Below are 13,886 nucleotides of genomic sequence, written 5' to 3'. Positions count from 1 at the left end.
TTCGCTTCACCCAGGCTACATTGAGATTTTCATGACAAAACCATCTACATTTCAGGATATTATTCTTACTTTGCAGCAATATTGGGCTGCTCAGGGATGTGTTATATTGCAACCTTTTGATATGGAAGTTGGCGCAGGAACTTTTCATCCAGCAACTTTTTTACGAGCAATAGGCCCTGAGCCTTGGTCAGCTGCTTATGTACAGCCCTCTCGAAGACCTACTGATGGTCGTTATGGAGATAACCCGAATCGAGTGCAACATTATTACCAATTTCAAGTGGTACTCAAGCCTTCTCCTTTAGATATACAAGATAAATATCTGGATTCATTGCGTGCCCTGGGAGTTGATCCTTTGGCAGATGACATTCGGTTTGTTGAAGACAACTGGGAATCACCTACTTTAGGTGCCTGGGGTCTGGGTTGGGAAGTTTGGCAAAATGGTATGGAAGTATCCCAATTTACCTATTTTCAACAAGCAGGTGGTTTGGCGTGTAAACCTGTAACTGGCGAGTTGACTTATGGTTTGGAGCGTTTGGCTATGTATATATTAGGGGTGGACAACTTATTTGATCTACCTTGGAGTAATACACCGAATGGCACTATAACTTATGGTAATGTGTTCCATCAAAATGAAGTGGAGATGTCTGCTTATAATTTTGAACATGCTAATGTAGAAGAGTTATTTAAACAGTTTGATTATTATGAAAGTGAAGCGCAAAAGTTAATTGAGTTACAATTACCGCTTCCTGCTTATGAAATGGTAATTAAAGCATCGCATTCATTTAACTTACTCGATGCACGTAAAGCAATATCTGTTACTGAAAGGCAGCGTTATATCTTACGCGTAAGACATTTATCAAGGGCAGTAGCGCAAGCTTATTATCAGGCACGCGAAGCTTTGGGCTTTCCTATGCTTAACCAAAAGGTGTGTGATGGTCAATGATTTTATTTTTGAATTAGGTTGTGAAGAGTTACCTTCTGGTTCGGTTTGGCCTCTGGCTGATGAATTTGCTAATCAGTTATTGGCTTCATTGGATAAGGCACAATTGAGTTATGGAGAAGTAAAGCGTTTTGCAACACCAAGACGTATCGCGATTGCTATCTTTGATTTGCAAGAAGAACAAAAAAGCCAAAACGTGACACGTCGAGGTCCTGCTGTAGCGGCTGCTTATGACAAGGAAGGAAAACCTACACAGGCCTTATTAGGTTTTGCCAAATCATGTGGAGTAGAAGTAGAGCAACTGTCTCAAGTTCAAACAGAAAAAGGGGATTGGATTGTTTTTGAAACACAAAGTCAGGGTAATAAAAGCAAAGATTTGCTACCTGTCTTGATTAATCAGTCTCTGGCTGCTTTGCCAATTGCTAAACCCATGCGTTGGGGAGCAGGGGATGAAGAATTTGCACGACCTGTTCACTGGGCAGTGATGCTTTATGGGGATAAAGTTATAGAGCATACTATTTTAGGAATTAAAAGTGGCCGCGACAGTAGGGGACATCGTTTTCATCATCCACAACACATTGCAATTAACTCTGCACAAAGTTATGAATCGCAAATGAATGAAGCATTTGTTGTTGCTGATTTTTCTGCTAGAAAGCACATGATTAAAAAGCAAGTAGAGGAGTTAGCCGCATCCATTAAGGCTACAGCGATTATGCCTGAAGATTTGCTTGATGAAGTAACCTCAATTGTTGAGTGGCCTCAGGCTCTGATGGCGAATTTTGAAAAAGATTTTCTAGAGGTTCCTGCTGAATCATTAATTGCTTCAATGCAATCACATCAAAAATGTTTTGCTCTAAAGGATAAGCAAGGGAAGTTACTGCCTCATTTTATTACGGTTTCAAACATTGCTAGCACCAATCCTCAACAAGTTATTTTAGGAAATGAAAAAGTAATGCGAGCGCGTTTAAGTGATGCTGCATTCTTTTTTAGACAAGATAAAAAATTGCCTTTAAGTCAGCGTATACCGGGCACAGAACAGGTTGTTTTCCAAGCAAAATTAGGTAGTTTAAAGGATAAAGCATTACGAATTGAAGCCATGATGGCGTATTTAAGTTCTGCGTTACATTTAAGTTTACATCAGGCACAACGTGCAGCACAGTTGAGCAAATGCGATTTGCTAACCGGAATGGTGGGGGAGTTTCCTGAGCTGCAGGGATTAATGGGATATTATTACGCACTAAACGATGGCGAAGATCAAAGTGTTGCTCAAGCTTTAAATGAACAATATATGCCTCGTTTCGCTGCAGACAGTTTACCTGAATCTGATTTGGGTTTGACTCTTTCACTAGCAGATAGAATCGATACTTTAGTTGGTATTTTTGCCATAGGCCAAAAACCTTCAGGAGTAAAAGATCCATTTAAATTGCGCCGTCATGCCCTAGCTGTTGTCCGATTACTCATTGCAACATCAGCACAACTCAACTTAAGTACCCTGATTGAGCAAGCAATAATTCATTATGAAGCTCAAATAACTGTTGAACCTAATTTATCGGATGAGTTGAAATCTTTTATTTTGGATCGGTTACAATCCTTTTATCAAGGCCAAGGATTAAGTGTTGATTTAGTGAACGCCGTGCGAGCTCGTCAGGATGATTGGTTGTATGATCTAGATAAGCGTTTAAGTGCTTTGCAATTATTTGTAAAATTACCGGAAGCTGCTTCTCTTTCTGCTGCCTGCAAGCGCGTGAACAATTTACTTTCACAGGCAGGAAGACAAACTTTATCGCCAGTGAATGAGCAACTTTTCACTGAGGAGCCGGAGAAGTTTTTATATATACACATTAATCAGATTGAACGAGCAGTAGAGACTTTATACCGTTCTGCCGACTATGGCCCATTATTGAAGTTACTTGCCAGTCTTAAAGAACCGGTTGATCTGTTTTTTGATAAAGTCATGGTAATGGTTGAGGATCAGGCAATAAAAGCCAACCGTTTAGCGCTTTTAGCACGTTTGCAGGATTTATTGCAGGGTGTTGCTGATATTTCATTGTTGCAGATTGGGTAAAACATTATCTTGGATGTGAGCTCTGGACCACTGCCATTATAAGAAAAAATTGTCATTCCTACCTTCGCGGGAATGACAAAAATTCTTAACTTAATGGCAGAGAGGCAATCCCCAGATGCAATTGAAATAATTCTTACGGTTATTAAATATGATCAATATTTCTGTAGTAGGTTATGAACATGAAAACCTGCACGACAAGGCAAAGGCACTCGCAGAGGAATTAAGTTTTGGATTAGACAAAAACGCTAGTCTTTGTCTTTTTGTTACTGAAGATAAACTGACATTAAAGATCCCTGGATTTTCCCCAATTTTTGCTGAATTCAGCGCCGCATTTTGGAGTAAAAGAAAGTCTGAGGGAAAGAAACAAGGATTAGTCCGTGCCTGTAAACCATCTTCTGGACTTAAAATTATTGATGCAACGGCAGGTTGGGGGCGTGACTCTGCCATTTTAGCCAGCTTTGGCGCGGAAGTATTGATGCTCGAACGTCATCCTGTAATGGCTTCCTTATTATCAGATGCTTTATTACGCCGAACTGAGTCGGACCGACAAGAACTGAATTTGATGTTTCATGCTGGCGATGGTTACTCCTATTTAAGTTCATTAACGACCGACGATTATCCTGACATTATTTATATTGACCCAATGCATCCTGAACGGAGTAAATCCGCATTGGTAAAAAAAGAAATGCAAGCGTTACAACAAATAATCGGCGCAGATGAGGATGCACTGGAATTAATTCAATTGGCGATAACTCGTACGAAACAAAAGGTCGTTGTAAAATGGCCACAAAAAGCAAAACCATTATTACCAGCAAATGCCGCAGTAGAGGGAAAAACAGTTCGGTTTGATATCTATTTTTCTAATTTAAGATAAATTAGTAATGGTAGCCTGGGTGAATTGAAACAAAACACGAAGAATTAGATAAGCATCCCGGGTTTAGCCTTCATTTCACGTTAGGCTACACTACGAATCTAACCGAACTCTGCAAGTTCATCGCGGAGGCGCTTTTCTTCAAACAAATCCTCTATTCGTCTTCTTCGTTCCAATTTGGTCGAAGGACTTGTTTCTGGAGTTATGATCGTTTCGATACTAACTTCTTCTATGTCGTTTACTTCTTCCTCAAATTCACTAGTATTCATAGCCATCTCCTTAGCTTAACCCATAGTGAACTTAATAAAATAACAGAAAAGGTATTGAAGGAACAGTGGAATTTTTTGAGCATCATCTTGCGAACACGGCAAAGACGTGTACCTGGTCTGATCAGTACAGAAAATCTGAAAGACCAGGTCAGTTCTTAATTAAGGGTTATTAAGAATTGTTTTAATTTCTACTTCTTGTTGTTGTTCTAACTCTTTATCAATTGCGTTTTTGCCTTTATCTGTCCTTATTTTATTTCTGCCCTCATCTAATTCAGAGCGAAATTTTTTGGAAGTTTCTTCGGGCACAGTTTCCTTAGGGGCATTTTGGAGTAACTTTGCAAGTTTATCACGTCGTTCTTTCGCATGCTCATGAAGTACTTTCAATTCACTGGGGGTAAAGAGTGTTGTGGGATCAATCTCTTTCCCTTCTCTATCTTTAAGTACAATACCTTTTACAGCTTTGTCGCCTTTTGACTCTTCTCCAGGTAGTGGCCCTGGCGCAAAACCACTTTCAAGCGCGGCTTCATAGGCTTGTCTGGCTCTTTGTTTTTGAGTTTTCGGATCATCAAAGTTAATGGTTAAGGTGATTGCGTCAAATCCTGAGGCTCGTACAGCCTGAGCCATAGTTAACATATCTACCTTAGGATTCTCTTGGCGGCTTAAATAGTAAAAAGGAGAAAGTATACGGGCTGGCATCTCCACACTCCAAATACCAGGCTCATTTTCTTTTCCCTTAGTGTGTTTTATCTTCGCTCCTGATAAGGAAATGATAAACTCTAAGTCTTCTGGATTTATGGTAGATATTGTTTTTTCTTTAACATCGATTGTACCAGTTGTTAACTCCTCTGGCCGAGTTAAATTACGTCGTTCACGATTTTTTTCCCTTGCTTGCTCCATTTCCAGCAGCATTTTGTCTTTATCTTTTTGGCTAAGTTGATTGGCCCAACTTTCTAGTTGGCCAGAAAAGAGGATCTGCTTTTTTTCAAGAGCGGATGCTTTGTCGAGTGTTGTAAGGTTTTCTTGAGTCACCTTATTAAAGGCGCCGAGTTGTTCTGAATGTTTTTTTTCTAATTCGGCTATTAACTCCTTTTTTACTTTTTCTGCTTCATCAGGGTCTTTACCTAAAGCGTTTTTGAAATCAGTCATGAATGCAGAGTTCTCAAAAGTTTCTTTAAGTCGCTTCACTTCCATTTTCTGTTGGGCTATTATTGCATTTTTTGCATCCTGGTTAATTTTTTCAAGTTCTCCTCGAAGCAATTCGATTGAATATCCAGGAACTTGACTGACTCGCTTTTTAAAGGCTTCAATTGATTCTTGATACTTCTCTTGAGCAGGTGCATAAAATTTTTCGGGAGTAAATACCTCATTGAGCTTATTTCTAACTGTATCTTTCGCAGTAGAGTCGCTGCCCTTAAGTGCTTTCTCAAGAGTGTCGCCTTCTTCTGGGCCTATTTGTATTTTAAAGCCTTTATGATCTTTGATTCGCTTATTGGTATACTCTTCAAAGGCCTGTAAACCAAAAGTAAGATCTTGAGTTAATGTAATATCATCACGATACTGTTGATAAATTTCTTCTAGTTTTCCAGGTGCGAATTGACGTTTCCTATATTGAGAGTTAAGCAAATTAAAAAACGCTTGTCTGTGTGAAGGCATAGATTGTACCTCAAGAGCTTTAGTTCTTATAAAGTATAACACTTTTTCATTAAGATAGAATTAAGATCTGAGTAGCGTTTTGATTGGAAAATCAAGAAAAAATCTAAAAGTCCTAATTTGGTGTCGCGCAGTGAAATCCGGGGTTCTGTCCAGTTATTTTATTCAGACCACGGGTTTCATTGCGCGCACCCAGGTTACTCTACCAAGCTGGAATAGCTGAGTCTCCAAATAAAGTTTTAGCTTTTTCTTTGACTTCCTCGGAGTTTAACGCTTTAACAAAGAGTTCCAATTGTTCTTTTTTGGGAGAGCCACTGCGAATAACAATAATATTGGCATAGGGTGAATCTTTGTCCTCACTAAATAGAGCATCGTGAGAAGGATTCAATCCTGCAGGTAAGGCAAAAGTAGTATTGATAACTGCTGCATCCACATCGGGTAAGACTCTGGGTAATTGTGCTGCATCCATTTCTTTGAACTGCAGATTGTGTGGATTTGTTGCAATATCTTTTAAGCCAGCATTTTGAGTCGTTTTCAATGTAATTAATTTTGCTTTTTCCAATAGTTGCAGGGCACGCATTTCATTGCTGGGATCATTGGGTAGGGCAATCATCGCTTTTTCTGGTAACTGGTTTAATGCATTGTACTTTTTCGAATATATTCCCATGGGATAAACAAACGTTCTGCCTATCGCTTCCAGGGTATAGCCATGAGCTTTAACCGCTGCATTAAGATAGGGCAAATGTTGGTAGACATTCGCATCCAGGCTTCCATCCTGTAATGCTTCATTAGGTAAATTGTAATCATTGAATGTTACAATTTTTATGTTTAAGCCATACTTATTTTTTGCTACTTCTTGTGCTGTTTCAACCAGTTCTGTTTCGGGTCCCGCAATGGTTCCTATTACCAGAGTATTCGGTGAAGGCTTGTTGCATGCAACAAGGCTGAATAATAAAACGCAATAAGCTAAAATCCGCATTTAAAACTCCAAAAAAGTGATTCAGATCAATTATGTAAAAAACGTTTTGCCAGATAATCTCCGACCATTTGGGTTAGTTGTACCATCACAATTAAAATGATTACTGTAGCGATCATGACTCCAGCATCAAAGCGTTGATAACCGTAGTTAATGGCCAATGTACCCAAACCACCGGCACCAACGGTTCCTGCCATTGCTGAATAATTAACTAAAGTAATGGCTGTCACCGTAATGGCATGAATTAATGCTGGTTTGGCCTCTGGCAACAAGATATGCAAAATAATCTGTCTGGTGTTTGCGCCCATTGCATAACCGGTTTCAATAAGCCCTGAAGGTAAACTACGATAAACATTATCTACCAGTCTGGCAAAGAAGGGGATTGCACCAAGAGTAAGAGGCACTATTGCAGCATTGATTCCGATCGAAGTACCGACTATGAGCCGAGTGAATGGAATGATCGCTACCAATAAAATAATAAAAGGTATGGAACGTGCCATGTTAATCAGACCTGATAATGCTTTATGCACCTTCGGCATGGGCTTAATGTGGCCGGAGGAGTAGAGCCAGGTTCCTAGGGGTAAGCCGAGTAGTACAGCAAATAAGGTACTGACTGATACCATATATAATGTTTCAGTTGTTGCAATGAATAAATCATATGCCATTGGGAAGGACATAACCTAAAACCTCCACAGTTAATTTGGCTTGTTCACAGCGTTCAATGAATGCTTCGAGTAAAAATTGATGTGCAGTTAATTCAACAACTAAAACACCACAGGTTACTGTATCGTAACGGTCTATATTGGCGAGTAAGATGTTAATATCCAGATTTAACTCACGACTTGTTCGACTAATAAATGGTACTGTTGCTTCTTCCCCCTGAAAAAACAGACGCAGTAACGGTTTGTCGGTCACATAGTCAGCAAGTCTTTTGGTGAGGCAATCAGGCAATTGTGGACTCAACTGAGCATAGAGCATGCTTCGCGCCAGGCTGTCTTTTTTATTAAATACATTCGCCAGCGCAGTAGTTTCAGCCAGTTCGCCATCGACCATCACTGCGAGTCGGTTGCAAATACGTTTTACTACATCCATTTCATGGGTAATAAGCACTATAGTGATGCCATAAAGTGCATTAATTTTTTTAAGTAAAGCTAAAATTGAGTCTGTTGTTTCTGGATCCAATGCTGAGGTTGCTTCATCGCAAAGCAGAATTTTAGGTGAGCAACTTAAGGCACGGGCTATAGCAACTCGTTGCTTTTGACCTCCACTCAGCTGGGCTGGATAGGCCAGTTTTTTATCGGTTAACTCGACAATGGGGAGTAAGTCTTCAATTTTATTACGAATGGATTCTTCATCTATCCCCTGAATGCGCATAGGAAGCGCAATATTGTCGTAGACATTTTTTGAGTTGAGTAAATTGAATTGCTGAAAAATCATTGCCATTTTGTGGCGAGCTAGAGCTAAACTCTTTCTTGAAAGACTTGTCAAATCTTGGCCATCAAGGATGACATGGCCTTCATCGGGCCGTTCTAGAAGATTAATACATCTTAATAAGGTTGATTTTCCTGCACCACTTTTTCCAATGATTCCGAAAATTTCACCTTCTTGGATAAATAGATTAATGTCACGTAGGACAGGTTTACCCGAAAAGGATTTGGTTAATCCACTTAATTCAATCATTATTATAACCTGAGATTATGCTGCGGGCGGGAGACTTAGAGGAATGCAATCATATCCGCTTTAGCCGTATTTTCAAAAAAGAACCCTTTTTTGAGCGTCCGCAAGCTGAATTTCAAATCGACGCCATTTCAATATTATACACAAATTGTGAGCATAAACAACGTAGAGTTCCTGATTTTAATGGTACTTTGAGGTAAATCGGAATAAACGATTGACTTGGTGATTAAAGTAGCTTGGGGGCCGCGCAGCAAATCTCGGGATCCATAGTCAACCATCCCCGGGGTTTGCTGCGCGACCCAAACTACAAAGCATCCACTCTATTTTTTATTTTTGTAGTTCTTCACGATCTTTAAAATAATCTAGCGCTTGGGGATTTGCCAGAGATTGTAAATTATTCACAGGTAAGCCATGAACAACTTGTCGGACAGCTAGTTCGACTATCTTGCCACTGATTGTGCGAGGGATATCTGCTACTTGCACTATTTTTGCTGGCACGTGTCTTGGTGAGGCATTATGACGAATCGTTAAACGTATTTTATTCATTAATTCTTCTGTAAGTTCCAAGTTGTCACGTAATTTAACAAATAAAACAACACGCACATCATCTTGCCAATCTTGGCCAATCACTATGCTATCAACCACTTCATCTATTTTTTCTACTTGGCGGTAAATTTCAGCAGTACCAATACGTACTCCTCCTGGATTTAAAACAGCATCGGATCGTCCATAAATAATCAATCCATTATGGGCTGTAATTTCAGCAAAATCACCATGGGCCCAAACTCCAGGAAAACGCTCATAATAAGCACGCTGATAAGCCGTTCTATCAGGATCATTCCAAAAACCTACAGGCATGGATGGAAAGGGGGCGGTACAGACTAATTCCCCTCGTTCTTCACGAACGGACTGCCCCTGCTCATTAAAAACTTCAACCGCCATACCTAGACCCAAACATTGTAATTCGCCTCTGTAGATTGGGAGGATTGGATTACCTAAGGCAAAACAGGAAATGATATCTGTGCCACCTGAAATAGAACAAAGCTGGACATCATTTTTAATTTGCTCATAAACGTAATCATAGTTTTTGGGTAGAAGCGGTGAACCTGTTGAGAGAATGCAGCGCAAATGACTTAAATCAAATTCATCTTTAGGTTTAACTCCTGATTTTTCTACTGAAGAAATGAATTTGGCACTGGTACCAAAAACAGTCACTTGCTCTTCAGCAATAAGTTTAAATAAACGATTATTTTCGGGGTAGGTAGGCGAGCCTTCATATAAGGTAAGCGTTGTCCCTAATGCCAGTGCAGAAACGGTCCAGTTCCACATCATCCATCCGCACGTAGTATAAAAGCATAAGTTGTCAGTAGGGCGCAAATCTGTATGCAATCCTAATTCTTTTATATGCTGCAATAAGGTTCCGCCTGCTCCGTGGATAATGCATTTAGGTTTTCCAGTAGTCCCTGATGAGAACATAATGTAGACAGGATGCTCAAAGGGTAAAGCAACAAATTCACAATGACTTGCAGGACGAAGAAAGTCATTCCAATATTGTGCTTTGGGAAATGCAGAACTATCTATGGGTTCTTTTATATTAGGGCAAATGACGATTTGCTTGAGCGAGGGAATGGCATCGTTAAGTTGTTTGATTTTTTCCATCCCACTATGTTTCTTGCCTTGATATTGATGTCCATCACAGATAAACAATATCTTGGGATCAATTTGGCCCAGTCGATCAATTGCAGCTTGTGCGCCAAAATCGGGTGAGCAAGAGGACCAGATTGCTCCTAATGAGGTAGTAGCGAGCATGGCAATAATTGTTTGCGAAGTATTTGGCATTAAAGCAGCTACTCTATCACCAGCTGTAACTCCAACAGCTTTTAAACCTGCTGCGCATTGTGCAACAAGTGCATATAATTGCTCATAGCTAATTACTTGTTTGTCGTTATCTTCATTAATACTAATTAAGGCTGGATGTTTGTCTTTGCGCGATAACAGTTGTTCAGCAAAATTAAATTGCGCGCCCGCGAACCAATGTGAATTTATCATTTGATCATTCTTAGAGTGATTCAAGATTTGATAGGGTTCTGTATCAAACTGTACATGAAAAAAATCACAAAGTGTTGGCCAAAAAGAGTCTGGATGTTTGGTGGACCAGGTATGCATATCTTGATAATTTTCAAAAATCTGGGCGTTTTTTTTGGCAGCGAACTCCATAAATTGCCACATCCTACTGTCTTTAGGGTGTTTGGGCTTCCATACGGTTTCATTCATGTTTCATTCTCTCTTATTTATTGAAACGATTGTACGTTAATTCTCATACTTCATATCAGCTATGGTCAATGTAATTTAGATAGTCTAAGAGAAGTGGTTGTAATTTGGATAATGTGCTAAGTACAGGGATTTGCCAACATTGCATTTGCGACTTTTGATTGATTTTTACGTCCTAATATCTTGCAGATCATGTCGCCAGCCGCCACAATCTTAAATATATCTACCCCAGTATTTATCCCTAGACCGTGCATTAAGTATAAAACGTCTTCAGTGGCAACATTTCCGCTGGCTCCACGCGCATAAGGACAACCACCAAGTCCTGCAACTGAACTATCAAAGCGGTGGACCCCATGCTGTAAGGAAGTATAAATATTAGCTATGGCCTGGCCATAAGTGTCATGAAAATGCATCGCTAATTGATGCAGCGGCAACAGTTTTAGCACGTGTTCGAGCAAGAGATGGGTTTGATGTGGCGTTCCAACACCAATCGTATCGCCTAATGAGATTTCATCGACACCTAAGTCTAATAACCTTTTTGTTACCTCAACTACTTTTTCGGGAGCCACACTTCCTTCATAAGGACAACCAAGGACACAGGAAATATAGCCTCGTACTCTGATATGGCTCTCTTTGGCTAAAGCGAGGACAGGTTTAAAACGAGAAATGCTTTCCTCAATTGAACAATTAATATTTCGGTGGTTAAATTGTTCGCTTGCTGCGGTAAATACAGCAATTTCTGTAACACCTGCTTCTAATGCTTTGAGCATACCCTGTTCATTAGGAACCAGCGCAGAATAATGAATGGATGGTGCTTTGTCTATAGCCCGAAATACTTCATTATGGTCTGCCAACTGTGGAATTGCTTTTGCAGATACAAAACTGGTTACTTCGATATATTGCAGGCCAGATTCACTTAACAAATTGATTAATTCAATTTTGTGTTTGCTCGACACAAAAGAAGACTCATTTTGCAAGCCATCGCGAGGGCCTACTTCTATAATGGTTACATTTTGTGGATAGTCCATAATTATCTCTTTTAATATTCCCAAGGCAGTAGTACGTGCTGGCGGAGAGCTGTAATTACATGCGAACATTGGTGATTTTGGCTTCAGCCCGTTTGATACTAGTAACCACCTAACTTAAGAATCTGCTTCACTTAATGACAGTAATTCCTCTCCTTCATTTACCTGCGCTCCTACAGCATAGAATATATCCAATAAAATGCCATCAGTCGGGGCATGAATGGTATGTTCCATTTTCATTGCTTCTAATACAATTAAACGCTCACCTGCTTTCACTTTTTCACCAATATTTTTTAAAACTGCGACCACAGTAGCTGGCATTGGTGCTGTAAGTTGCCCTTTATGAACAGTGGTTTGTGTGTCAAGTGTCTCCCAATTAAACCGTTCAATAGTAATTTGCCCTTGGCTCGTATACAAGGTTAGAGATTGCTTTTTATTTTCAATTGTAGCGTGATAATTTTGTATCTTGGTTTCAATACGAAGTTTATTGCCAACTAAATGAGCATGGATCAAATGTTCTTGTGTTTTAAATTGCACCTTAAAATGATTTTTATTGATTGGAGTGATAAATGCTTTAATCACCTCATCCTTATCTTTATAGCGCCATATCCAATGACTTGATATTTGAGATTGCCAGGAAAATGTTTCTAGTAATAATGGATCTTGAAAAGAATTCACATTGTGCAAATAATCAAAACTTACAGCCATGAGTAGGGCGATTTCACTATCTGGACTTGGGAGTTTAATTTCTTCTTTGCTTAAAAAATCAGTACTGAGTTCCGCGCGTCTGAATTTTGAGTGTTGGCAAATAGCTTGTAAAAACGGAATATTCGTTTTTACTCCACCAATAAAATACTGGGATAAGGCATGTTCCAATCTGGATAGTGCCTGATCACGATTTGCTCCCCACACAATAAGCTTGGCAATCATTGGGTCATAGTACATGGTAATTTGTGATGAACGTTCTACCCCCGTATCAATGCGTATGCCATCCCCTGAGGATTCTTGCAGAAAGTGGATTTGTCCTATTGATGGAATAAAATCGTGATGAGGATCCTCGGCATATATGCGACATTCTATTGCATGACCCTGTGCTTGAATTTTATCTTGTGGCAAAGGTAACGCTTCATTAGCCGCAATTTTCAATTGCCAGGCAACTAAGTCAAGCCCGGTAATCATTTCAGTTACTGGGTGTTCCACCTGTAATCGAGTATTCATTTCCATAAAATAGAATTGTTCTGAGCCATCTACTAAAAATTCAACAGTTCCTGCGCCGCTGTATTTGATAGACCGTGCTACTTCGCAAGCCGCTTCGGCGAGTTTTTGTCTCAATGAAGCAGATAAATTAGGCGCCGGAGCTTCTTCAATAATTTTTTGGTGCCGACGTTGAATGGAACAATCACGCTCAAATAAATGAACTACATTGCCATGATTGTCGGCCATGATTTGTAATTCAACATGTCGAGGATGGAGTACCAATTTTTCTATAATCATGGTGTCATCAGCAAAACTCGCCATGGATTCACGTTTTGCTCCAGCTAAGGCAGCACTAAATTCTGATTCATGGTGAACTGCGCGCATTCCTTTACCGCCACCACCATTGGCTGCTTTAATTAAGACAGGAAACCCTATTTTTTTTGCTTCAGCCAGTAATTTGTCTTCTGCCTGTTCACTGCCATGATAGCCCGGGGTTAAAGGGACTTTAGTTCGTTCCAGCAATTGTTTGGCTAATTGTTTTGATGCCATTGCCTCCATTGCTTTTACAGAAGGGCCTATAAAAATAATACCCGCTTCGTTACATGCTTTAGCAAACTCGGGGTTTTCAGATAAGAATCCATATCCAGGATGAATGGCTTGTGCCCCACATTCCTTGGCGACATGAATAATATTAGCAATATTTAGATAGCTGTCTTTAGCAGGTGCATCACCCACAAAATATGCACTGTCAGCACTGCGTACATGAAGACTGTCTTTATCAACCGAGGAGTAAATAGCCACTGTGTGTATGCCCATAGAACGAGCAGTTTTGATAATTCTGCACGCAATTTCACCGCGGTTGGCAATAAGAATTTTATTAAACATTAGTGCCTCATTAATTTAACTTTTATAAGCTCGCATTCATTATCTAACGTAGTCTGAATT

At 39.8% G+C, this 13,886-nt stretch carries 11 protein-coding genes; 3 read left to right on the top strand and 8 right to left on the bottom strand.

What is annotated here, in order from left to right; genetic code table 11:
* Window positions 1-31 precede the first annotated feature (31 nt).
* The 3 genes from glyQ to ELY20_RS04100 all read left to right on the top strand — a co-directional run bounded on the left by glyQ (window position 32) and on the right by ELY20_RS04100 (window position 3,879).
* The gene (gene glyQ / locus ELY20_RS04110) at window positions 32-943 is read left to right on the top strand and encodes a glycine--tRNA ligase subunit alpha (RefSeq protein ID WP_110141457.1); all 912 of its coding nucleotides are present in this window, start codon (window positions 32-34) and stop codon (window positions 941-943) included.
* On the top strand, window positions 933-3,005 hold the full coding sequence (glyS, locus tag ELY20_RS04105) for a glycine--tRNA ligase subunit beta (protein ID WP_110141458.1): 2,073 nt from the start codon (window positions 933-935) through the stop codon (window positions 3,003-3,005). The genes glyQ and glyS overlap by 11 nt, the downstream gene beginning before the upstream one ends.
* Before the next feature lie 148 nt (window positions 3,006-3,153).
* Window positions 3,154-3,879: a class I SAM-dependent methyltransferase gene (locus tag ELY20_RS04100; protein ID WP_110141459.1), complete on the top strand. Its 726-nt coding sequence runs from the start codon at window positions 3,154-3,156 to the stop codon at window positions 3,877-3,879.
* 98 nt (window positions 3,880-3,977) lie between these two features.
* On the opposite strand, the gene ELY20_RS16845 is transcribed toward ELY20_RS04100, so the two are convergent.
* The 8 genes from ELY20_RS16845 to ELY20_RS04065 all read right to left on the bottom strand — a co-directional run bounded on the left by ELY20_RS16845 (window position 3,978) and on the right by ELY20_RS04065 (window position 13,826).
* Window positions 3,978-4,145 (bottom strand): PA3496 family putative envelope integrity protein, encoded by a 168-nt coding sequence (locus ELY20_RS16845; protein WP_165831567.1) that lies wholly within the window; start codon window positions 4,143-4,145, stop codon window positions 3,978-3,980.
* Between the two features lie 159 nt (window positions 4,146-4,304).
* Window positions 4,305-5,798: a hypothetical protein gene (locus tag ELY20_RS04095; protein ID WP_110141460.1), complete on the bottom strand. Its 1,494-nt coding sequence runs from the start codon at window positions 5,796-5,798 to the stop codon at window positions 4,305-4,307.
* A gap of 199 nt (window positions 5,799-5,997) precedes the next feature.
* A complete protein-coding gene (locus ELY20_RS04090) occupies window positions 5,998-6,774 on the bottom strand; it encodes a MetQ/NlpA family ABC transporter substrate-binding protein (RefSeq protein ID WP_110141461.1) in 777 nt (258 codons plus the stop codon).
* Window positions 6,775-6,800: 26 nt separating this feature from the next.
* Complete coding sequence (locus ELY20_RS04085) at window positions 6,801-7,448, bottom strand: methionine ABC transporter permease (protein WP_110141462.1); 648 nt, start codon at window positions 7,446-7,448, stop codon at window positions 6,801-6,803.
* Window positions 7,426-8,451, bottom strand: coding sequence for a methionine ABC transporter ATP-binding protein (locus ELY20_RS04080; protein WP_110141463.1), 1,026 nt, complete (start codon window positions 8,449-8,451; stop codon window positions 7,426-7,428). Before ELY20_RS04080 ends, ELY20_RS04085 begins: the two co-directional genes overlap by 23 nt.
* Before the next feature lie 324 nt (window positions 8,452-8,775).
* Window positions 8,776-10,722 (bottom strand): acetoacetate--CoA ligase, encoded by a 1,947-nt coding sequence (locus ELY20_RS04075; protein ID WP_110141464.1) that lies wholly within the window; start codon window positions 10,720-10,722, stop codon window positions 8,776-8,778.
* A 116-nt stretch (window positions 10,723-10,838) separates the two neighbouring features.
* Window positions 10,839-11,747, bottom strand: a complete 909-nt coding sequence (locus ELY20_RS04070) for a hydroxymethylglutaryl-CoA lyase (protein ID WP_110141465.1) — start codon at window positions 11,745-11,747, stop codon at window positions 10,839-10,841.
* Window positions 11,748-11,861: 114 nt separating this feature from the next.
* On the bottom strand, window positions 11,862-13,826 hold the full coding sequence (locus ELY20_RS04065; protein WP_110141466.1) for an acetyl/propionyl/methylcrotonyl-CoA carboxylase subunit alpha: 1,965 nt from the start codon (window positions 13,824-13,826) through the stop codon (window positions 11,862-11,864).
* Window positions 13,827-13,886: the final 60 nt, after the last annotated feature.

Origin of the sequence: Legionella qingyii (assembly GCF_003990155.1) — a bacterium.
Lineage (GTDB): Bacteria > Pseudomonadota > Gammaproteobacteria > Legionellales > Legionellaceae > Legionella > Legionella qingyii.
This window is presented reverse-complemented; position numbering and strand designations above follow the sequence as displayed.

Bases quoted from the DNA above. Each gene is read 5' to 3' on its own strand.
- ELY20_RS04095 (WP_110141460.1), bottom strand. From the start codon at position 5,798: ATGCCTTCACACAGACAAGCGTTTTTTAATTTGCTTAACTCTCAATAT.
- ELY20_RS04075 (WP_110141464.1), bottom strand. From the start codon at position 10,722: ATGAATGAAACCGTATGGAAGCCCAAACACCCTAAAGACAGTAGGATG.
- ELY20_RS04070 (WP_110141465.1), bottom strand. From the start codon at position 11,747: ATGGACTATCCACAAAATGTAACCATTATAGAAGTAGGCCCTCGCGAT.
- ELY20_RS04065 (WP_110141466.1), bottom strand. From the start codon at position 13,826: ATGTTTAATAAAATTCTTATTGCCAACCGCGGTGAAATTGCGTGCAGA.
- ELY20_RS16845 (WP_165831567.1), bottom strand. From the start codon at position 4,145: ATGAATACTAGTGAATTTGAGGAAGAAGTAAACGACATAGAAGAAGTT.
- glyQ (WP_110141457.1), top strand. From the start codon at position 32: ATGACAAAACCATCTACATTTCAGGATATTATTCTTACTTTGCAGCAA.
- ELY20_RS04085 (WP_110141462.1), bottom strand. From the start codon at position 7,448: ATGTCCTTCCCAATGGCATATGATTTATTCATTGCAACAACTGAAACA.
- ELY20_RS04080 (WP_110141463.1), bottom strand. From the start codon at position 8,451: ATGATTGAATTAAGTGGATTAACCAAATCCTTTTCGGGTAAACCTGTC.
- ELY20_RS04090 (WP_110141461.1), bottom strand. From the start codon at position 6,774: ATGCGGATTTTAGCTTATTGCGTTTTATTATTCAGCCTTGTTGCATGC.
- glyS (WP_110141458.1), top strand. From the start codon at position 933: ATGGTCAATGATTTTATTTTTGAATTAGGTTGTGAAGAGTTACCTTCT.
- ELY20_RS04100 (WP_110141459.1), top strand. From the start codon at position 3,154: ATGATCAATATTTCTGTAGTAGGTTATGAACATGAAAACCTGCACGAC.